The following is a 21,147-nucleotide window of genomic DNA, read 5'->3' on the forward strand; positions in this document are numbered from 1 at the left end:
GGTTATCCGCCGGCGACCGGAGTGAAGATGCTCTGCAGGTGCGCCTCGCTGGCGCCCATGCCGATGTTGTCGTTCAGGCTCTGGCGCAGATAGACCGCCATTGCCGGATAGAGATTGATGGCGGTATCGGTCTCACGATCACCGCCGGGCACGTAGGCACCGACGCTGATCAGATCGCGGCTTTGCTGATAGCGCGACCAGTATTGCTTGAACTGTTGGGCACGCTTGAGGTGCTCGGCGCTGATGACCGACGGCATGACCCGACTAATGGACGCCTCGATGTCGATGGCCGGATAGTGCCCTTCTTCGGCCAGACGCCGGGACAACACGATGTGACCGTCGAGCACGCCACGGGCCGAGTCGGCAATGGGATCCTGCTGATCGTCGCCTTCGGACAGCACGGTATAGAACGCCGTGATCGAACCGCCGCCCTTTTCCGCATTACCGGCGCGCTCAACCAGCTTGGGCAACTTGGCGAATACCGAGGGTGGATAGCCCTTGGTGGCCGGCGGTTCGCCGATGGCCAGGGCGATTTCCCGCTGGGCCTGGGCGAAACGGGTCAACGAGTCCATCAGCAGCAGGACATTCTTACCCTTGTCGCGGAAATACTCGGCGATTCGCGTGCAGTACATGGCGGCCCGCAGGCGCATCAACGGCGCATCATCGGCTGGCGAAGCCACGACCACTGATCGCTTGAGGCCCTCTTCGCCGAGGATGTGCTCGATGAACTCCTTCACCTCGCGGCCCCGTTCGCCGATCAGCCCGACCACGATAATGTCCGCCTCGGTGAATCGGGTCATCATGCCCAGCAGCACACTCTTGCCCACCCCCGTACCGGCAAACAGGCCCAGACGCTGACCGCGCCCGACCGTCAACAAACCGTTGATGCAACGAATGCCCACGTCCAGCGGCACGCTGATGGGGTCGCGCTTGAGGGGGTTGATCGTCGGGCCGTCCATCGGCACCCAATCCTCGGCCTTCATGCCGCCCTTGCCGTCCAGGGCACGCCCGGCGCCGTCCAGCACCCGTCCGAGCATGCTCATGCCCATGGGCAGCCGACCGGTGTCAGCCAAAGGCACAACCCGCGCGCCAGGTGCGATGCCGGCTACGCTGCCCACCGGCATCAGAAAGACCTTGCTGCCGGAGAAGCCCATGACTTCGGCTTCGACCTGGACCGGGTGATAACTGTCGTCGTTGATCACCATGCAGCGACTGCCCATGGCGGCACGCAGGCCCTCGGCTTCGAGGGTCAGGCCAACCATGCGCAGCAAGCGACCTTCCAGGATCGGCTGCCCGGCCAGCTCGGTGGCCTCGGCGTAGCTGCCCAGGCGCTTGCCGAAGCTGGTTCGCTCAAGGCGCATCGCGGCCGTCCAGTTCAGGGGGACTGAGTTCAAGAGCATCCGACTCTGCGGCGTCTGGATCAATAGAGGTGTCAACCTGGGGCTCGTCCGGCAATTCCAGGCTCAGGTCGGCAGCAGCCGGGTGCAGTGCCTGTTCGTGCAACTGGTCGAAGAGCTTGGCCATGATCTGGCTGATGCGGGTTTCGATGGTCGCATCAATGCGGCTGTGCTCGGTTTCCACACGGCAACCGCCCGGCAGCAGGGATTCGTCCTCGACGATGCGCCAGGTTTCTTCATGACGCTCACGCAGCGCCTTGACCAGTTCGAAATCCTGAGGATTGATGTACAGCCGCACATTGCCCACGCCCAACGGCAAAAGCTTGAGGGCTTCGCGCATGACGTGTTCGATCTGGCTCGAATCAATGGCCAGTTCCCGCTGGATCACTTGTCGAGTGATGTGCTGCACCAGCCCGACCAGGGACTTCTCGATCTGAGTGTCCTGCTCGGCGATGGGCTCGAACAGGTTGAGCATCAGCGATTCCAGCGCGCGGAGCTTGGCTGTCAGCGCTACGTCGGCTTCCTGGCGAACCTTGAGCGTGGTGCTATGGAAACCTTCTTTTTCACCAATGGCGAAGCCTTCGTTGTAGGCCTCCTGACGAATGCTTTCGACTTCTTCGAGGGTCAGTGGCTGGACTTCTTCCAGCGGCACCTCCTCCATTTCCGGCAGTTCTTCCTCGGGCTCAGGCTCAGGCTCGGGCACGTGGGGATCGAAGCTGGGCAGCGACCAGACGTCAAAACCACCGACGTCCCGAGCGCGGATCAGGTCGCTGGGTGAACCATCACTCTTGGCAGACATAACGACCTTAGATCATCTCTTCGCCGCCCTTGCCACCGAGCACGATCTCTCCGGCTTCGGCCATACGGCGGGCGATGGTGAGGATTTCCTTTTGTGCGGTTTCCACGTCGCTGACACGTACCGGGCCCTTGGCCTCGAGATCGTCGCGCAACAGTTCGGCCGCCCGTTTGGACATGTTCTTGAAGATCTTTTCCTTGACGCCTTCGTCCGACCCCTTGAGGGCCAGTACCAGGACGTCGGAGGACACTTCGCGCAACAGCGCCTGAATGCCGCGATCGTCGACATCGGACAGGTTGTTGAACACGAACATGAGGTCTTCGATCTGACCGGACAGGTCTTCGTCGAACTCGCGGATCGAGTCCATGAGCTGGCCTTCGATCGAACTGTCGAGGAAGTTCATGATGTCCGCCGCGCGCTTGATGCCACCCAGAGTGGTGCGCGAGGCATTGGAGTTACCCGAGAACTGCTTCTCGAGAATCTGGTTCAATTCTTTCAGGGCCGCCGGCTGCACGGTATTGAGCGACGATACCCGCAGGATGATGTCCAGGCGCACCTTATGATCGAAGTTGCCCAGCACTTCACCGGCCTGGTCCGGGTCGAGGTAAGCCACCACGATCGCCTGGATCTGCGGGTGCTCGTAACGAATCACGTCAGCCACCGCGCGCGGCTCCATCCACTTGAGGCTGTCCAGGCCGCTGGTATTGCCGCCCAGCAGAATCCGGTCGATCAGGCCATTGGCCTTGTCCTCGCCCAGGGCCTGGGTGAGCATTTTGCGCACGTAGTCGTCAGATCCGACGCCCAGGCTGGTCTGGTCGCCGACGATGTCGACGAACTCGCTCATCACCTGTTCGACCTGCTCACGGTGCACGTTGCCCATCTGCGCCATGGCCACGCCCACGCGCTGGACCTCCTTGGGCCCCATGTGACGCAACACTTGGGCGGCGTCGGTCGACCCCAGGGACAGCAGCAAAATCGCGGCTTTGTCGACCCGGGACAATTTGGCAACAGCGGCTCGATTATCACTCATCTGCGTTAATCCACTCTTTCACGACCTGGGCCACACGACCCGGGTCTTCTGCCACCAGACTCTTGATAGCGTTCAACTGAGCGTCATAGCCTTCACTCGGACTTGGCAGCAGAATGCTCTGCGGCCCACCGAGGCTGACGCGATCATTGGCCAATTCGCCATCCAGGCCGCCCATGCCTCCCAGCTCTACATCACCCAAGCCAGCCAACTGCTTGTTCTTGCCGCCACCGGTAATGTTGTTGAGCACCGGACGCAGCACGCCGAACACCAGGATCAGGATGAACAGCACACCCAATACTTGCTTGACCACATCCCAGAACCAGGGTTGCGAATAAAATGGAATGTCGGCGATTTCTTCGCCGCGCTCCTGGGAGAACGGCACGTTGATCACACTCACGCTGTCGCCACGGCTGGCGTCGAAACCGACCGCGTCCTGCACCAGGCGAGTGAACCGCGCCAGTTCGTCGGCACTCCACGGCGCACGGCTGGTTTCGCCATTGGCCGGGTTGATCTTGACCTGATCGTCCACCACCACCGCCACCGACAGGCGATTCAAACGGCCCTGTTGCTGCTTGGTGTGGCTGATGGAGCGGTCGAGTTCGAAGTTCTTGGTCGATTGTTGGCGCTTGTCGGCCGGGTATGGCGCCAGCATCGGCTGACCGGTGGCCGGGTCCATGATCTGTTGGCCGTTGGCGTCGATCAGCGGCTGGCCCGGTTGCACCATGCCAGCGGCCGCAGTGGCACCACCGGTGGTCTGGGGCGCGCTGGCCGGCGACGGCGGTTGGTTGCTAAGCGCACCAGGCACGCCTTGCGGGCCATTGCTGGCGGTGCGTTGCTCGTTCACCGACTGTTCGCTGCGCAACGCCGGTTGATCGGGGTTGAACTGTTCGGACGTCGATTCGACGGAGCTGAAATCCACATCGGCCGACACCTCGGCCTTGTAGCGGTCGTTACCCAGGATCGGTTGCAGGATGTTGTGCACACGCTGAGTCAGCATGCCTTCCATGCGACGGCTGTAGTCGAATTGCTTGCCGGCCATGGTCAGAGCAGAGTTCTCCGCCTGATCGGACAACAGGTTGCCCTTCTGGTCGACCACGGTGATCTGGGACTTGCTCAACTCGGGAACACTGGTAGCCACCAGATTGACGATGGCCACGACTTGGCTGGGCTCCAAAGAGCGACCGGAATACAGTTCAACCAGTACCGAGGCGCTTGGCTTGCGCTCATCGCGCACAAACACCGAGCTTTTTGGAATCGCCAGGTGCACACGGGCACCCTTGACGTTGTTCAGGCTGGCAATGGTGCGCGCCAATTCGCCTTCAAGGCCGCGACGATAACGGGTCGCCTCCATGAACTGGCTGGTACCCAGGCCCTGGTCCTTGTCGAGGATCTCGAAACCGATATTGCCATCGGTGGGCGTTACGCCAGCAGCGGCGAGCTTGAGGCGCGCGCGCGCCACGTCGTCGGCCTTGACCAGCAAGGCGCCGGAATTGGGTTCGACGGTATAAGGAATGTCGGCGGCAGCCAGGGTTTCCATGACTTGCTTGGCGTCCATGCCCTCCAGACTGCCGTACAAAGGACGGTAGTCTGGCTGCTGGGACCACAGCACCACGGCAAACCCGATCGCCACGCTGGCAGCCAGGCCGACCAACAGGCCCACCTGACGCAGCATGGTCATCTCGGAGAGGTTTTCCAGGAAGGACAGACCGAACAGCGGCGGTTTGCCGTCGGGCGGAGTGGCCTTGGCCGGAACGTTATCAGCGACTGCTTCTGCCATGACTCAATAATTTCCTTAGACCGGCATCTGCATGATGTCTTGGTAGGCTTGAACCAGCTTGTTACGAACCTGGGTCAACGCCTGAAACGAGACACTGGCTTTCTGCGAAGAGATCATCACGTCCGTCAGATCGACGCCACTTTTGCCAATCTCGAAAGCACTGGCCAACTGACTCGATGCCTGCTGGGTATCGTTCACTTTATTGACGGCCTGACCGAGCATGTCGGAAAAACTGCTGGCGCCCACTTCCGGGACCGCGACCGACTTAGGCTGTGCCATGGCGTCCATTTGCATGGCCCGCATGTCCAGCATCAACCGATTAAATTCAATACCTTGGCTCATGGTCTACTCTCTCTGGCGGCCCGCATTTTTTTGACACTTACTCAGCGGGTACACAGGTATTAGCAACAAGGGTGCCAGCTCCGTGACCGTAAAAAACAAATGCATGTGGGAGCGGGCTTGCTCGCGAAGGCGGTGGTTCAGTCAATGCAACGGCGACTGGTAAATCGCTTTCGCGAGCAAGCCCGCTCCCACAAGGGATATTCGGTGCACATCACTCAACTGGCGAACAGGTAGGCCTCGACGTCCATGCCGGCGTCACGCATTTGCGCCAGCTTGTAGCGCAGGGTGCGCGGGCTGATCCCCAGGCGCTCGGCCGCTTCCTTGCGACGCCCGCGCTCGGCGCGCAGGGTGTCGATGATCATCTGGAATTCGCGACGACGCAGGTCGTCTCCCAAAGCACCGGCCGATTCGCCCTCCACTTCCGCCGGAGGGGCGAACGCCGGGACCGCTGACACGGCCGGCAATGGCGCGCAGGCCACCGGACCGCTCAGGCAAAAATCTTCCGGCTGGATCAGACCGCCCTGCTGCAGAATCAATGCCCGCTGAATCGCGTTATCCAGCTCCCGTACGTTGCCAGGCCAAGGGTAGGCGATCAGAAACGCCTGGGCCTCGGGGGACAGCCTGGCTGCCGCATGCTTCATTTTATTGACGTGTTTGGTCAGCAGACGCTCGGCCAGCGGCAGGATATCGGCGGTGCGCTCGCGCAACGGTCGCCAGGCCAGCGGAAATACTGACAGACGGTAGTAAAGGTCTTCGCGAAAACGCCCTGCCGCCACTTCGCCAGCCAGGTCGCGGTTGGTGGTCGCCACCACGCGGATATCCAGGCTGATAGGCTTGCGCGCACCCACCCGCTCCACTTCCCGCTCCTGTAACACGCGCAACAGCTTGGCTTGCAGGCCAAGGGGCATTTCGGAAATTTCATCGAGCAGAATGGTGCCACCGTCAGCCTGCTCGAACTTGCCGGCCTGGGCCGAGATGGCGCCGGTAAACGAGCCCTTCTCGTGACCGAACAGCGTCGCCTCCAACATATTGTCGGGAATCGCCGCACAGTTGATGGCAATGAACGGTTCGCTGGCACGCCGGGATTGCTGGTGAATGTAGCGCGCCAGCACCTCCTTGCCGGTGCCGGATTCGCCGGAAATCAAAACAGTGGAGTCGCTGCGAGCCACCCGCGCGGCCAACGCCAGCAACTGCGCACTGGCCGGTTCGATCGCGACCGGGCCTTCACCCTCGACGGCAGGGCTGCCCAGGGCATGGCGGGCCACCAGGTCCAACAGCGCCTTGGGCTCGAACGGCTTGACCAGATAATCCGCAGCCCCCTGGCGCATGGCATCCACGGCGCGCTCGACGGCACCGTGGGCAGTCATCAGCAGGACCGGCAATTGAGGTTGGCGGGCGCGCAACAAACCAAGCAGCTGGTGCCCATCCATGCCCGGCATGTTGACGTCACTGACCACCAGGCCGAAGGTCTCTTGAGCCACGGCCAGCAAAGCATCTTCCGCCGAACCGACGGCGGTGTAATCGTGCCCGGCCAGCACCAGGGTATCGGCCAGCGCCTCACGCAGGGCCCGGTCATCCTCAACCAGTAACACCTTGATCGCCATGACCTTCACTCCACTCCCGGCGTACTGGAAAACAATGGCAAAAGCACCAGTGCACAGGTGCCACGCCCCAGACGCGAGCGCAGTTGCAATTCTCCCTGATGGGCACGCGCCACTGCCTTGACTACGGTCAGGCCCAAGCCCGTGCCTGTGGTCTTGGTGGTAAAAAAGGGTTCGCCCAAACGCGCCAGCACCGCTGGCTCGATGCCGCTACCACTGTCACTGACACACAAGCGCAAGGTGTTGCCCCGTGTGTACAAGTGCACTTTCAGCCGGACGTCGCCGCCGCTGGCCTGGACCGCGTTTTCGATCAGGTTCAACACTGCGCCCACCAGGGTGTCGCGATTACACAACACCTCGCCATCATGGCTGTCGCATTGCCAGCGAATTGGCAGGTCCTGCACGTGAGTCAATGCGGCGGCTTGCAAGGATTGCAGCAAGACCTTGGGGGTCACGCGATCGGTCAATGGCAACTCGCCACGAGCGAACACCAGCATGTCGCGCACCTGATGCTCCAGCTCGTGCAGCCGCTCTTTCAAGCGCCCGGCGAAGCGTTGCTGGGTTTCCACCGGCAGTTGCTGCTCGGTCAGATGACTGGCGTACAGCAAAGCAGCCGACAGCGGCGTACGAATCTGATGAGCCAGCGAGGCCACCATCCGCCCCAGGGAAGACAGGCGTTCGTGGCGGGCCAGTTGATCTTGCAGGTGACGGGTTTCAGTCAGGTCATTGAGCAACACGAGCTGCCCGGGCTCGGCGTCCAGCGAACGAGTGGAGATGGACAGGCGCCGACCGTCCTTGAGCGACACTTCATGGCCGTCGTCTTCACGTGGGGCGAAGCAGCGGGCGATGACGTGACGCCACAACTCGCCCTCCAATGGCAGGCCAAGCAGCTCGCAGGCCGCCGGGTTGGCTTCGCGCACGCGCCCATGAGCATCGATGACGATAACGCCACCGGGCAACAGGTCGAGGAGATTTTGCAGCCGATTAGCCAGCCGTTCCTTTTCCGCCAGCTCCTGCATGCGCTGGGCACTGACCACTGCCAGCTCGCCCTTGAGCTCAGTGACGCGAGCTTCGAGCAGGCTGTAGGAATCGGTCAACCGGCTGGACATCTGGTCGAACAGCGAAAAGGCCTGCTCAAGTCCAACCCGGCTTGCCTGCTCGGCGGACGGCATGATCCCCGGCTCGGGGACAGGTGAGATCTGGGCGGCTTGGGTCATCGTGCTCTCTCGCTTGGCTGACCGTCAGTTAAACGGAACGTTGCGAGGGATGTAGCAATACCCGTGCCGAAAAAAAACCGCCTGAAAAATCAGGCGGTTGGAAAACAGGCGTCAATCATCCGCCTGTTCATCTCCTTCGCGACGGCTCATGCCGTACTTGCGCATCTTCTCCACCAGGGTGGTACGACGGATGCGCAGGCGTTCGGCGGCGCGGGCCACGATACCGTTGGCATCGTCCAGGGCCTGCTGGATAAGGCCTTGTTCCAGGCCTCCCAGATAATCCTTGAGGTCAAGGCCTTCTGGTGGCAGCAAGGCATTGGCGGTGAAGTCGGGCGTATGGCCGTTGATCGCCACGCGCTCTTCCAGATCGCTGCGCAGGCTATCAACCATTTGCTCGTCTTCATCGTCGACATAACGGAATTTCTTCGGCAACTCGACCACGCCGATCACACCGTAGGGATGCATGATCGCCATGCGCTCGACCAGATTGGCCAGCTCACGGACGTTACCCGGCCAACCGTGGCGGCACAGGGACATGATTGCCGCCGAGTTGAAACGGATCGAGCCGCGCTTCTCGTGCTCCATGCGCGAAATCAGTTCGTTCATCAGCAGCGGGATGTCTTCGACCCGCTCACGCAGCGGTGCCATTTCAATCGGGAAAACATTGAGGCGGTAATAGAGGTCTTCGCGGAAACTGCCCACCTCGATCATGCTCTCGAGGTTCTTGTGGGTCGCGGCGATGATTCGCACATCGACGCTCTGGGTCTTGTTGCTGCCCACGCGCTCGAAGGTGCGTTCCTGCAAGACTCGCAGCAACTTGACCTGCATCGGTAACGGCATATCACCGATTTCATCGAGAAACAGCGTGCCCCCGTTGGCCAGCTCGAACCGCCCGGCCCGGCTGGTGATGGCGCCGGTGAAGGCTCCCTTCTCGTGTCCGAACAGTTCGCTCTCGAGCAACTCGGCCGGAATCGCACCGCAGTTGACCGGCACGAACGGCGCTTCGCGACGCTTGGAATGGTAGTGCAGGTTACGCGCAACCACTTCCTTGCCGGTGCCCGACTCACCCAGGATCAACACGCTGGCGTCGGTATCGGCGACCTGCTGCATCATCTGGCGCACATGCTGGATCGCCCGACTGGTGCCAACAAGACTACGGAAAAGGTTGGGCTCGCGATGCCGGCCGCGCTCGCGCGCCTGGTCGTACATCTCGCGATAAACCTGGGCGCGGTGCAGCGAATCGAGCAACTTGCTGTAGCTGGGTGGCATTTCCAACGTGGAAAGCACCCGGCGGCGCTGGTCCTCAGGCAAGTCAACGGAAGAATTTTCGCCCATTAACAAAACCGGAAGGAACTCATCCCAGGTTGAGAGTGTCTTTAGCAAGCCCAAAAGCGTTGCGGGTGCATTTACGGTTCCGATCAGAACGCAAATGACCTCACGACTGGACGACAAAGAGCCGACGGCCTGCTGCCAGTCATGGCTTCCGCAGGGTAAATTTTCTTCACCAAGAAAATTTAGGATCACCGCCAAATCGCGGCGGCGGACGCTATCGTCATCGATCAGGAGAATTTTGGTTTCACGCCACATGCAATAGCAACTTCCCTAGTCAACTCAATGCCCGGAATTTGGGGGCAAGCTAGACGCTTGCAGACTTGTCATGCCTGTAGACGCCTGAAATCTGTAAACAGCCACTAGTTAAGTCAAAAAACCGTGCACAGTCAAATTTATGGCGCACTTTGTTCGGATTAACTGAGCGTTAACCGAACAGATGGTAAACCTTTGCCGCGTTCTGCGCTTGATGGATCTGCGACATCTCGTCGACAATCGCCTGACGCTCGCCAGTGGCCGCCTCCAGCAGCTGCCGATAGACCCCCAGCAACTCCTCAAGATTGCTCCGCAACGCCGCCTCGTCTACCTCAGGCTCGCTCAGAACGTCTTCCATGCAGGAACGGCAAGCCAGGTCCAATTGACCGATTGCCTCCCAGTTGCGCTCGGCCAGGGCACCGACCAGGGCATCACGGGTTTGTTCGATTCGCTGCAAGACAAGACTCATGAGCGTGCTCCTTAGAATTGCGGACCCGGTACGGCGATGGCATCCCAACCTTCCTTGACCGTGCTCAGCAGATCGGCGACTTCGTCGAGGATCTTCGGATCAGTCTTGGCGTTGGCTTCGGCCAGGCGCTTCATCATGTAGGTATAGAGGCTATCCAGCTCGGTGACCGACTCAGCCTGGTTTTCCAGGTCCAGGCCTTCACGCAAACCGCCAATGATGCCGATGGCCTTGCTGATCAGTACGCCTTTATTGGCGATATCCTTGCGCTCCATCGCACCCTTGGCCTGGGCAATGCGGTCCAGCCCGCCCTCCATCAGCATCTGCACCAGACGATGGGGACTTGCTTCGGAGGTTTGCGCCTGGGCGCCAATCTTCTGGTATTGGCGAAGGGCTAACATCGGATTCATGTTCTACCTCATCAAAAAAACTTCGGTTCGTATAAACAGCGTATCGACGCCGCGTCAAAAAACTTTAGATCGAAAAAGCCGAAAGCCCGGAGCGTCCTGAGACGCTACCGGGCTTTTGTGTATCGACCAGAATCAGCTGTTTTTCTGCTGTGCCGTCATGGCTTCGAACATCGAGGTGATGTTACTGGCAGTGGCTTTCAGCCTGCCCACCAGGGTGTCCATGTCGTTGTACTTTTTGGTCAGCACCGCGGTGAGGGTCTCGATTCGGCGATCAAGGGCCAACTGATCTTCGCTCAGTTTCGCCTTGAGAACTTCCAGGTTCTTGGATCGAGCCGTCAGGATGTTATCCACGGTCTTCCCGTTGGAGTCCTTCTTACTGGTCTCCGTGTAGGGATTGAGTGCATTCTGCATGCGCTCGATCAGGCCATTCTCCCCAGTGAACAGGGTCTGGATTTCCCCACCCAACTGCTTTTCGTTCACAGCGGTTGCAAACTTTGTACTGTCAAAATCCAGGGCACCAGTCGTCTGATTGGTGGTAATACCCAGCTGCGACAACACGGTCAGCTTATCGCCAGCACCGGTTTCGGACAAAGGCGCGCGAATGGCCGCCAAAAGCGAACGAGGCAATGAGTCGCCGGTCAATGCTGCCGGAACCGAGTTACCTTCGGCATCTGTCGATGGCTTGGTCAGGGAAGTCACGGCCTTCGCGATCGCGTTATAAGCATCGACAAATTTCTGGATCGAAGCTTTCAGACCGTCGGTATTGGCAGCAACGGTGACGGTCGTCGGGCCGGTATCGGCAACGACTAACGTCATACTCAAGCCTGAGACCACGTTATCCAACTTGTTGGTCGGACTGGTCATCGCCAGGCCGTCGACGCTGAACTCGGCATCCTGTGCGAACACCAGAGAACCTGAAGAAGTCGCGGTGGGGGGGGTAGCCATCGCTACAGAGCCGTCAGCCGCAAGACTGGCAACACCGCTGAGGGAAATATCGTTACCCGCACCAGTTTTAGTCGAGCCCACCACAAGACGTGAACCAAAACTGTCGGTCACGATGTTGGCGGTCAGACCGCTGGAGGAGTATTTGCTGTTGATAGCGTCCCGAACCGACTGCAGCGTCGAATCAGCAGGGATATCAAGGGTGTAATCCGTACCGCCCTGACTGATGGTCAGCGTACCGGTCTCCACCGCACTGGAAGCACCACCTGCAAAAGCCGCCGTGGCAACTTTGGAGGAGGTTGCCAGCTGAGTGACGTCGACCGAGTAGATACCACTTACCGCCGAGTTCCCGGCTGTCACCGTCAGCGCACTGGTATTGGCCGAAGTAGCAGAAACACCGGTGAATTGAGGCGTGGTCGTGCTGCCCAGGCTTTCAAGCGCGGACTGGAAGGTAGCCAACAGTGACTTCAGGGTGCCGATCCCCGAAATATTGGCCGTATTGGTCTTGGTGGCACGGTCAATCTGACCTTGCTTGGCTGCTTTGTCAGAATCCACCAATGCCTTGACGATAGCACCGGTATCAAGGCCAGAGCCTAAACCCAAGCCAGGTAGAATTGGACTTGCCATGTGGGACTCCCTTCAGTGTGCCGCCGGTCTTTTGACCTTTAAACGTCAAAAGAACCAAACAACAAAATTCGTGCCAGCTATCAGGCTTGTGCGCTGAACAACAGGCTGCTTGCATCATTCAAACTGTTCGCCAGTTTGAGCACTTCTTCGTTAGGGATCTGGCGAATCACTTCACCGGAACCACTGGCAATCACTTTGACGACCACTTTGCCTGAAGGCTCATCGATTGAGAACTCCAGGTTGCGCTTGACCGACTGAACAAAGGTTTCGATTTCCTGAACCGCTCTCTTCAGCTTTTCCTGCTCGGCCTCAGCGTCTTTTGGCTCATCCTTGACCGGTACCACGGTGGCAGCATCGGCTCGAGGCTTCTCCACTGGCTTGTCGGCAAATGTCGTCGCCGGCTTCGCAGCTGGATAAGACAAGTTCAGCTTCACGCTCATATCCATGTCCATCACCTCTTGAACGGAAAAAGCGAGAGAGTACGCAAGCGCACTCCCCCGCTAAAACTCATCCGACGATTACTGAAGCAGCTTCAGTACAGCGGATGGCAGTTGGTTGGCCTGGGCCAGAACCGAAGTGGAAGCCTGTTGCAGAGTCTGCTGCTTGGTCAGCTGGGCAGTTTCAGCAGCGAAGTCGGTGTCTTGTACACGACCCAGTGCAGCAGCGGCGTTTTCGTTGACGTTCTGCAGGTTGGAGATGGTGCTGGTCAGACGGTTTTGTGCAGCACCGAGGTCAGCACGGCTGGAGTTGATGGTTGCCAGAGCAGCGTCGATTGCGTCGATTGCAGCCGAAGTGCTTGCTTCAGCAGTGGCGCTACTGTTACCGGTGATGGCGATGGCACCAGAGTCAACGCTCAAGGTTGCAGCGTCGAAGCCGCTATCCAAGGTCAGAGTGATCTGGTTGGTAGCACCAGTGTTGGAGCCGACCTGGAAAGTCATGGTGCCAGCGGAACCGTCGATCAGGTTCTTGCCGTTCAGGTTGGTCGACTCGGCGATACGGGTCAGTTCGTCCGACATCTGAGCAAATTCTTTGTTCAGAGCTTCACGGTCAGCAGTACCGTTGGAGTCGTTTCGAGCCTGGACAGCCAGTTCACGCATACGCTGCAGGATGTTGGTGGATTCCTGCAGAGCGCCTTCAGCGGTCTGAGCGATGGAGATACCGTCGTTGGCGTTTTTGATCGCAACAGTCTGACCGCGAATTTGCGAAGTCATACGGGTAGCGATCTGCAGGCCGGCGGCGTCATCTTTGGCGCTGTTGATTTTCAGGCCGGAAGACAGACGGGTCATCGAAGTGGACAGAGCATCGGAAGCCCGGTTCAGGTTCTTCTGAACGTTCAACGATGTGACGTTGGTGTTTACTGTTAAAGCCATGACGAATTCCTCGTTGGTTGGGTACTGCGGCTTCCGGCCCTGGCAACCGCCGGGTGTGGCCTAGAGAACCTTCGTAATAGTTATCGTCGTAATCGGAACTTGCTTTAGCTGTTTTTTCAAATAATTTGCCATCAGGGTGCCACCCCTCGTAAATCAAGGACTTGGCAGCGCTCAGAAGGTAAAAAAATGACGACAGGGAAATGCCGGAACCGCCACTCGTCCAGGCGGCGGCCCTAGCTGAGGGAGAAAAGACTTAAACCGCCTGACCAGCGGTCAATAGGTCAACCAGCTCGAACTCCAGATAGTCCGCCAGTGAAAGCCAGTTCTGAGCCTGCTGATCGTTGAACATCAAGCCAAGCAAACCGCCCCACGATGACTGGACATCGCCTGGCATAAGCTCGACAAAAGGCTGGGCCGCCTCGACCACTGCAACCATCGCCAGCCCCGCCTCGACATCGCGGCCAAGACGAAACAGCCGAGCACACCCGCGCGCGTCTTCGATGACCACCTCAAGGCTGCTCATCGCACAAACTCCGGATGAAAAGCAGTGCCCACGATCATCGCTCCATCTCGACTGCTGTTATAAAAGCGCACCTGAGGGTGCCCGGCGACAAATCGCTCCAGCTCACACAGATAGCTACGGAAGTTGAGCTGAGTCTTGACCCGCTGGCCATGGCCATCAAGCACCCAGTGCCTGGATGCGTCCAACTGTGGCCCCAGGTCGCCGTCGCCCCAACCCGCATGGGTCTTGTCATGGGGAAAAGCGAAATCGGCTCCGAACAAAGTGACCTGCTCTGCGCCCATCCTGACGGCCAGGTCCACGGCCGGATGAATCACGCTGCCACCTACGTACAGCTCGCCCCGAGGCAGTTGCTGGCGCATTTGATGATAGACAGGGCTGGCGGAATAACCGGCATAACGGCGGCCCTGCCAGGCTTCAATCACCGATGGGTCCGCCATTGGCAGGTAAACCAGTGCAATGGCACCAGTGTCTTCGGGCGGAAGGTGGCGCGCCGAAATGCGTTGATCAATGCTTACCACGATATCCGGTCGGATGCCCTGGGTGATCAAGGGCCGATAAGCCGTATCGACACAGATCAATAGCGGCCGCTCGGCTTGGCTATTCAAGCCGCGCAGCTGCTCGAAGTGCTGTTCGAGACTTGGCCCGGTGGCGATGACAAAAACTTCGCGTCCATTGAGGGTGCCAAACAGCTCGGCGACATCGCGATCCCTTTGCACGAGACCGAAGGTGGATTGCAGACGCTCGATGATCTCCGGAGCCCGTGGGTCGAATTCCCGGTTGTTGAAGGCCAGATGCGTTTCACTGATCAGCCGGTCGCGTATCTTCGCGTTGAAATCGTCGGCCAGCACCAGTTCGGCGGGCAGGGCGAAAAACGGCAACTGGAGCTCCGCCAGATCGCCGGCATAAAGCATTTCGACACGCGGGTCAGCAAGCCATGACGACTGGTCCAGCAACTGCAACACAAGGGCGAACACTGAGCCATTGAGGATATGCACGTACAGACGTTCAACCTCTGCCTGCTCCAGCAGCCGGTTTTGCAGATCCCCCAGCCCGGTGCCATAGACATGCACCGCAGTGGCGTCTGGCGGCAGGCTGCCGGCTTGCAGATCAGCTTCGGCGAGACGGTCATGCCGGCTGGTCAGCTGGATGCCGTTGATGCTCAGGGTCGAACCCAGGCCCTCCACCAGATCGGCCTGCAACTCACCGGCATTCTCCAGCAGCAGCCGCTGGGCCACGGCCGGCCAGCGTTGCTCGATCACCTGAAAATTGCGCTCAAAGAACTCGCTCATGGCGTCTCGCTTTTCCATCAGGCAAAAAAATAGCGTTCAAGGTTACACCTTGGACGCTATTTTTTGTGCTCGGGCATTAACGGCTCAAGGACGATAAATGATCGCCGACCCCCAGGACAGGCCCACGCCAAAACCACTTAACGCCACGCGTTTCCAGTCGGAATCGAGCACGTGCTTTTCCAGCAGCAATGGAATGCTCGACGACACGGTGTTCCCGGTCTCGACCATATCCTTGATGAACTTCTCCGGCTCGCCTTCGAAACGCCGCGCCACCGCATCGACAATCGCCGCACTGCCCTGGTGAATGCAGAACGCATCGATGTCGCTGGCTTGCAGATCGGAATCGGCGAGCAACTCATGCAAATGAGCCGGAACCTTGATCAAGGCGAAATTGAACACTTGGCGACCGTTCATGAAGAACACCCCGTCGCTGACCTTCAGGTGCGGCGCACCGGAACCGTCCGTGCCGAACTTGGCCTTGCCCAGGTGCCACGGTGCATCCTCGCCCATCCAGGTAGCGGTAGCGGCGTCGCCAAACAACATCGTGGTGTTGCGATCTTCTGGATCAACGATTTTCGAATACGGGTCCGCCGTTATCAGCAGGCCATTCTTCAGGCCGGCGGCTTCCATGAAGCCCTTGATGGCGTAGATGCCATAGACATAACCCGAGCAGCCCAGGGAAATATCAAACGCCGCCACGGTGGTCGGCAAACCGAGCTTGTCCTGAACGATGGCCGCCGTATGAGGCAAGCCTTCTTCGTCGCCGTTCTGGGTAACGACGATCAGTACATCGACAGATTCGCGCTTCAGTCCGGGATTGTTGGCAAACAGCGCATTGGCCGCTTCTACACACAGGTCCGAGGTTTCCTGCCCGTCATCCTTGCGCGGCAAGAAGGCGGAACCGATCTTGCCCAGGATGAATTCTTCATCCTTGTCGAACTTCGCACCTTGTGCGTAATTGTCCACGCCGGCTACAGGAACGTAGCTCGCAATGCCTTTTATGCCAATCATTACGGCTTCCCAATTAAAAACAGCCCAATACCACCGCTCGCAAGGATTCGAGGGGCGCCGACAAACGGGAAGTGTAAAGGGCTATCACTGGGCCTGATAAGGGCCAGGCGCCATCTTCCCGGTCAATACAATACAGTGAAGATGCGCGTTATGACTCACAGGTCACGCGATTTTACTGATTAGCTCGATCACAAAGCTATTCAACCAGTGCCCAGGCCAGGGGTGTACCCCGCGCGATCGCCTGGCGCGCGTGCCGGCCCATCACGGCGTCCGCATGCTTGGGAGCCAGTCCCAGACCCGGGCGGATGGCCCGCAGGTTCTGCGGTGTAAACGCATCACCAGGGTTCATGTCTTGCGTCACGTACAGCGAACGACGATAGACCAGCGACTTGCGCTCAGCCTCCGTCACGCCATAGTGCACCTGCCCAAGCGCCTGCCAGGCGCGCTCGGTTTCGATCACCAGCGCCGCGAGTTCCGCCGGTTCCAGCGAGAAACTGGCGTCCACTCCGCCGGCGGCGCGGTCAAGAGTGAAATGTTTTTCCACCACGGTGGCGCCCAACGCCACGGCGGCGACAGACACCCCGACGCCCATGGAATGGTCCGACAAGCCCACCTCACAGCCGAACAATTCTCGCAAATGAGCAATGGTGCGCACGTTGCTGTTGGCCGGCGTGGCCGGATAGGTGCTGGTGCATTTGAGCAGCACCAGATCCTTGCAGCCGGCTTGGCGGGCGGCACGCACGGTTTCGTCGAGTTCTGCGATGCTGGCCATGCCGGTGGAAATGATCAACGGCTTGCCGGTGGCGGCGACCCGACGGATCAGCGGCAGGTCCGTGTTTTCGAAACTGGCGATCTTGTAGGCCGGCACCTCCAGACTCTCGAGGAAATCCACGGCTGTCTCGTCAAACGGCGTCGAGAACGCCAGCATGCCCAGCGCCTTGGCCCGGGCGAAAATCGGCGCATGCCATTCCCACGGTGTATGAGCCTTTTCGTACAAGTCATAAAGCGAGGTCCCGGCCCACAAGCTGTTGGGGTCCTTGATGAAGAACTCACCTTCGCTCAAATCCAGCGTCATGGTATCGGCGGTGTAGGTTTGAAGCTTCAAGGCGTGGGCACCGGCCCGGGCGGCGGCCTCGACGATCTGCAACGCCACGTCCAAGGACTGGTTATGGTTGCCGCTCATCTCGGCAATGATGAACGGTGGCACCTGCGACCCGATGCTGCGGTGGCCGATCTTGAAACTACTCATGGGGGTGATCCTTCAATACACGCGTAAACACGCAGGTACTTTGAATAAAACCGGCCTGCCGAAACAGGTTCAGGGATGCTTGATTACCGGGCAGTATTTGCGCGGTGAGAGTCCGCAGTTGAGGCCAATGGGCGCTGGCAAAGGCTTCGCCATGGGCCAGCAGCGCCCTGCCCCACCCCAGCCCCAGGCGACTTTCGAACAGATAAATCGACACCAGCGCCTCGGTGCCTTGCAAGTCATAACGTAACGCGCCCACGGGCCCGTCCGTGGTTTCACCGATCAGCAACAGGCGCTGTGCGTTCACCAGGCTTGCTTGCAGCCATTGGCAATGGCCGTCCCAGTCAATGATCGACGTATCCAGCGATACGCGGCGCACGGCCTCGGCGTTACGTCCGTCAAAAAGCAGCCGGGCGTCGGCTTGCGTGGCCGGGCGAATCCGCAGCAAAGCACCGGCCAGCGTCGCTGCGACCCTTTTTGCGCCCAAGCCATCGACCAATTGCCGTGAGCGCTGGGCCAAACTACAGCGCATGCCGTGATTGTCCGCAACGAACCCGATGGCTTGGCGCAACTGCTCGATGCTGACCGTCTCCCGAGGTCCGAGATAAACGTGTGCGCCGAACGTCGCCATCACCTCGCCATTGGCCTGCTGATTGTTCGACACCGCAATGCAAATCGTAGGCAGGCCCATCGCGGCGCGCTCCCAACTGGTACCTCCACCGGCGCCGACGAACAGGTCCGCCTCGAACATGAGCTGATGAAAGTTGCGCACGAAACTGTGCAACCGCCAGCGCGGCCGAGTCGCCACCATCGCCTGCATCTGAGCCCAGGCCGGGTTGTCGGCACCGGCGACAAAATCGACGTCAAGATCATGAAAATCCGCCAGCGCTTGCATGGCGTGATGGGTTTGCATCGCGGCATCAAACCCGCCGAAGTTGACCAGTACCCGTCTGACATTGGGTTTTGGCTCAATCGCCCGACCACAAAACTCATCACGTAACAACGCGTACCGCGGCCCGAGCAGTGTCTGGCAGTGCTCGGGTAATAGCCCTGCGTACGCGTCCCGGGTGCCGGACAGGTTCTGATTGAGCAGTAGATCGACGCTATAGGTGCGTGTTGCCAGGTCGTCCAGGGCCATGATCCGGGGCGCAAAGCGCCGTGCGGCGGTTTGCCAATGATGATCCAGGCCATAATGGTCGACGATGATCCAGTCAAAACGCTGCTGAGCGCTCAAGGCCTGTTCCAACGCAGTGATATCCGCCTGCCAGGGCAGCAACGACTCGATCGCCTGCAGCGGGTCCTCGCTGGGATAAAGATCCGGCAAGGCAAATGTTTCAAAGCCCTCGGTTTCTAGTGCCTGTAATCGATGCCCTGACAGCGAGCGACAGGCAAACGCGACGTGCGCCCCCTGCCCGCGCAGCACGCGAGCCAGCGTCAGGCAGCGAGCAATGTGCCCGCTGCCAATGGTTGGCGAGGCGTCCGCGCGAATCAGTACCCTCATTGCAGCTCCCCGCCTGCTTTCAAGGCGGCGTAGAGGTATTCGGCCCGTTTCCAGTCTTCAGGGGTATCGATGTCCTGCACCAGATGGCGGGGCAGGATCACCGGCAGGCTGTTGGGAGAAAACAGCACGTCACCCCGCAACCAGGCCTCCCGACGCCCCCAATAAAACTGGCCGGCATCCTGGAAAGCTTCCGGCAGGTCCTGAGAGCGAGTGTCGCGAAACTGCGGATAAAGCGGGGTCAGCGCGCCCTGCTCATCCAGGGTCAAGGCCCGTTGTACGGGAAAACCAAAACCGGTCACTGAAAACGCGAACGACTTGTCGGGGTGCTCGCGTAACAACTCAAATCCCTCACGCAGGAACCGCGCCTGCAACAGCGGCGCGGTGGCATAGATACAACAGGCGAAATCGAACGACCGCTCGCGCAACTCGCCCACCGCATGGGCGATCACCGCTGCCGTCCCGGTGAAATCATCAGCCAGCGCGCCCGGACGCATGAACGGTACCCGCGCGCCATGAACCTGCGCCAGCTCGGCGATTTCTTCGTCGTCGGTGCTGACAATCACCTCATCGAACAGCCGCGAGGCCAGGGCCGTGCGAATCGAGTGGACAATGATGGGTACGCCAGCGAACAGCTTCAGGTTTTTGCGCGCAATCCGCTTGCTGCCGCCCCGGGCGGGAATGATCGCGATGGCGTTCAAGTGAAACTTCTCGACGACGTTCTTTGGCCATAAAAAAGTCGCCCCCGGCCCCTTGAACAAATCGCTTTTGACCGACTTTTTCCCATGTTCAACCCAACACCCGCCTCAAAATCTCCACCACTTCAACCTGCTGTTCGTCCGTGAGGTCAGGATAAAGTGGCAAGCTGAGAGCCTCACTGAAATAGCGCTCGGCTTCAGGAAAGTCACCCTGTCTGAATCCCAGGGCTTGATAGTAAGGCTGTAGATGTACCGGAATGTAGTGCAAGTTCACACCCAGTCCCGCAGCTCTCAAGGCATCAAAAATTTGTGTCTGGCTCAATTTGATCTGAGCCAACTGCAATCGCACCACATAAAGGTGCCATGCGGACTCGGCGCCCGGTTGAATGGCTGGCAAGGTGACCGCTACATCCGCCAACAGCACCTCATAACGTGTAGCCAGTTGACGACGCCTGGCAACAAAAGCATCCAGACGCGCCAGTTGAGACAAGCCCAGCGCGGCGTGAAGGTCGGTCATTCGGTAATTGAAGCCTAACTCCAGCTGCTGGTAATACCATAGGCCAGTGGCGGGCAGGTTCATCTGCGCAGGATCACCTGTAATTCCATGGCTTCGCAATCGTCGAAGGCGTTCGGCAAGATCCGCATGATTAGTGAGTACCATGCCGCCTTCGGCGCTGGTGATGATTTTGACAGGATGGAAACTGAAGATGGTCATCGCAGCGTATTGGCCGCAGCCTACCGGTCGTCCAAGGTATGAGGCACCTACTCCGTGAGCAGCATCCTCTATCAACGTGAATCCATAACGCACAGACAACTGCGAAATAGCCCGCATGTCGCAACTCTGCCCTGCAAATGCAACAGCTACTACCACCTTGGGCAGCTTTCCGGCTACCTCAGCTGCTGCGAGCTTGTCTGCCAGCAAATTCGCGTCAAGGTTGAGCGTGCCCGGATCAATGTCAACGAAATCGACCTCTGCCCCGCAATAGCGGCCGCAATTTGCCGACGCTACGAAGGTATTGGGGCTCGTCCAAAGGCGATCTCCTGGCCCCAACCCTGCGGCAAGGCAGGCAATATGCAAAGCTGCAGTGGCATTGCAAACGGCGACTGCATAACTCGCTTGGCAATGATCGGCCAGGGCTTTCTCAAAGCGCTCAATAGTGGGGCCTTGTGTCAGCCAAGGCGAATTAAGCACTTCCATAACAGCGTCGATATCCGCCTGATTGATGCTTTGCCTGCCATAAGGAATCCGATACGGCATCATAATTGGCACTCAACACAAGACGTATCCAGCCAGCACATGCGAGTTTCGTTAACTTTCAGCTT

The 21,147-nt window shown here is 59.3% G+C and carries 20 protein-coding genes; all 20 read right to left on the reverse strand.

The features are described 5' to 3' along the window. Nucleotides 1-2 precede the first annotated feature (2 nt). The 20 genes from fliI to pseC all read right to left on the reverse strand — a co-directional run bounded on the left by fliI (nucleotide 3) and on the right by pseC (nucleotide 21,085). The gene (gene fliI / locus PSEUDOMOFG3G_RS18740) at nucleotides 3-1,361 is read right to left on the reverse strand and encodes a flagellar protein export ATPase FliI (protein ID WP_047226249.1); all 1,359 of its coding nucleotides are present in this window, start codon (nucleotides 1,359-1,361) and stop codon (nucleotides 3-5) included. Then, on the reverse strand, nucleotides 1,351-2,196 hold the full coding sequence (gene fliH, locus PSEUDOMOFG3G_RS18745; RefSeq protein ID WP_139050818.1) for a flagellar assembly protein FliH: 846 nt from the start codon (nucleotides 2,194-2,196) through the stop codon (nucleotides 1,351-1,353). The genes fliI and fliH overlap by 11 nt, the downstream gene beginning before the upstream one ends. 7 nt (nucleotides 2,197-2,203) lie before the next feature. Then, a complete protein-coding gene (gene fliG, locus PSEUDOMOFG3G_RS18750) occupies nucleotides 2,204-3,223 on the reverse strand; it encodes a flagellar motor switch protein FliG (protein WP_003199086.1) in 1,020 nt (339 codons plus the stop codon). Next, entirely contained in the window at nucleotides 3,216-5,000 is a 1,785-nt protein-coding gene (gene fliF, locus PSEUDOMOFG3G_RS18755) for a flagellar basal-body MS-ring/collar protein FliF (protein WP_047226247.1), read from the reverse strand. Before fliF ends, fliG begins: the two co-directional genes overlap by 8 nt. A gap of 15 nt (nucleotides 5,001-5,015) precedes the next feature. Next, on the reverse strand, nucleotides 5,016-5,342 hold the full coding sequence (gene fliE / locus PSEUDOMOFG3G_RS18760; protein WP_047226246.1) for a flagellar hook-basal body complex protein FliE: 327 nt from the start codon (nucleotides 5,340-5,342) through the stop codon (nucleotides 5,016-5,018). Nucleotides 5,343-5,557: 215 nt separating this feature from the next. Continuing rightward, the gene (locus PSEUDOMOFG3G_RS18765) at nucleotides 5,558-6,946 is read right to left on the reverse strand and encodes a sigma-54 dependent transcriptional regulator (protein ID WP_047226245.1); all 1,389 of its coding nucleotides are present in this window, start codon (nucleotides 6,944-6,946) and stop codon (nucleotides 5,558-5,560) included. A 5-nt stretch (nucleotides 6,947-6,951) separates the two neighbouring features. Next, nucleotides 6,952-8,160 (reverse strand): PAS domain-containing sensor histidine kinase, encoded by a 1,209-nt coding sequence (locus PSEUDOMOFG3G_RS18770; protein ID WP_076385832.1) that lies wholly within the window; start codon nucleotides 8,158-8,160, stop codon nucleotides 6,952-6,954. A gap of 111 nt (nucleotides 8,161-8,271) precedes the next feature. Further along, nucleotides 8,272-9,747: a sigma-54 dependent transcriptional regulator gene (locus PSEUDOMOFG3G_RS18775; protein WP_047226243.1), complete on the reverse strand. Its 1,476-nt coding sequence runs from the start codon at nucleotides 9,745-9,747 to the stop codon at nucleotides 8,272-8,274. A gap of 169 nt (nucleotides 9,748-9,916) precedes the next feature. Next, complete coding sequence (locus PSEUDOMOFG3G_RS18780) at nucleotides 9,917-10,213, reverse strand: hypothetical protein (protein ID WP_047226242.1); 297 nt, start codon at nucleotides 10,211-10,213, stop codon at nucleotides 9,917-9,919. Between the two features lie 11 nt (nucleotides 10,214-10,224). Then, the gene (fliS, locus tag PSEUDOMOFG3G_RS18785; RefSeq protein WP_047226241.1) at nucleotides 10,225-10,620 is read right to left on the reverse strand and encodes a flagellar export chaperone FliS; all 396 of its coding nucleotides are present in this window, start codon (nucleotides 10,618-10,620) and stop codon (nucleotides 10,225-10,227) included. A gap of 132 nt (nucleotides 10,621-10,752) precedes the next feature. After that, the gene (fliD, locus tag PSEUDOMOFG3G_RS18790; RefSeq protein WP_139050819.1) at nucleotides 10,753-12,189 is read right to left on the reverse strand and encodes a flagellar filament capping protein FliD; all 1,437 of its coding nucleotides are present in this window, start codon (nucleotides 12,187-12,189) and stop codon (nucleotides 10,753-10,755) included. An 80-nt stretch (nucleotides 12,190-12,269) separates the two neighbouring features. Further along, nucleotides 12,270-12,635, reverse strand: a complete 366-nt coding sequence (locus tag PSEUDOMOFG3G_RS18795) for a flagellar protein FlaG (RefSeq protein ID WP_047226239.1) — start codon at nucleotides 12,633-12,635, stop codon at nucleotides 12,270-12,272. Nucleotides 12,636-12,707: 72 nt separating this feature from the next. Then, nucleotides 12,708-13,559 carry a flagellin domain-containing protein gene (locus PSEUDOMOFG3G_RS18800; RefSeq protein WP_139050820.1) on the reverse strand — a complete coding sequence of 284 codons (852 nt, stop codon included), beginning with the start codon at nucleotides 13,557-13,559 and terminating at the stop codon, nucleotides 12,708-12,710. A gap of 253 nt (nucleotides 13,560-13,812) precedes the next feature. Beyond that, entirely contained in the window at nucleotides 13,813-14,082 is a 270-nt protein-coding gene (locus tag PSEUDOMOFG3G_RS18805) for a hypothetical protein (protein WP_139050821.1), read from the reverse strand. After that, nucleotides 14,079-15,371, reverse strand: a complete 1,293-nt coding sequence (locus tag PSEUDOMOFG3G_RS18810) for a motility associated factor glycosyltransferase family protein (protein WP_139050822.1) — start codon at nucleotides 15,369-15,371, stop codon at nucleotides 14,079-14,081. Before PSEUDOMOFG3G_RS18810 ends, PSEUDOMOFG3G_RS18805 begins: the two co-directional genes overlap by 4 nt. Before the next feature lie 84 nt (nucleotides 15,372-15,455). Then, on the reverse strand, nucleotides 15,456-16,382 hold the full coding sequence (locus PSEUDOMOFG3G_RS18815) for a ketoacyl-ACP synthase III (RefSeq protein WP_047226235.1): 927 nt from the start codon (nucleotides 16,380-16,382) through the stop codon (nucleotides 15,456-15,458). A gap of 196 nt (nucleotides 16,383-16,578) precedes the next feature. Next, nucleotides 16,579-17,631 carry a pseudaminic acid synthase gene (gene pseI / locus PSEUDOMOFG3G_RS18820; RefSeq protein ID WP_139050823.1) on the reverse strand — a complete coding sequence of 351 codons (1,053 nt, stop codon included), beginning with the start codon at nucleotides 17,629-17,631 and terminating at the stop codon, nucleotides 16,579-16,581. Further along, a complete protein-coding gene (gene pseG, locus PSEUDOMOFG3G_RS18825) occupies nucleotides 17,624-19,129 on the reverse strand; it encodes a UDP-2,4-diacetamido-2,4,6-trideoxy-beta-L-altropyranose hydrolase (protein ID WP_139050824.1) in 1,506 nt (501 codons plus the stop codon). The genes pseI and pseG overlap by 8 nt, the downstream gene beginning before the upstream one ends. Next, nucleotides 19,126-19,827, reverse strand: coding sequence for a pseudaminic acid cytidylyltransferase (gene pseF / locus PSEUDOMOFG3G_RS18830; protein WP_139050825.1), 702 nt, complete (start codon nucleotides 19,825-19,827; stop codon nucleotides 19,126-19,128). The genes pseG and pseF overlap by 4 nt, the downstream gene beginning before the upstream one ends. Before the next feature lie 88 nt (nucleotides 19,828-19,915). Continuing rightward, on the reverse strand, nucleotides 19,916-21,085 hold the full coding sequence (gene pseC / locus PSEUDOMOFG3G_RS18835) for a UDP-4-amino-4,6-dideoxy-N-acetyl-beta-L-altrosamine transaminase (protein WP_139050826.1): 1,170 nt from the start codon (nucleotides 21,083-21,085) through the stop codon (nucleotides 19,916-19,918). Nucleotides 21,086-21,147: the final 62 nt, after the last annotated feature.

This window comes from Pseudomonas sp. FG-3G (assembly GCF_901007645.1).
GTDB classification, from domain to species: Bacteria; Pseudomonadota; Gammaproteobacteria; order Pseudomonadales; family Pseudomonadaceae; genus Aquipseudomonas; species Aquipseudomonas rhizophila.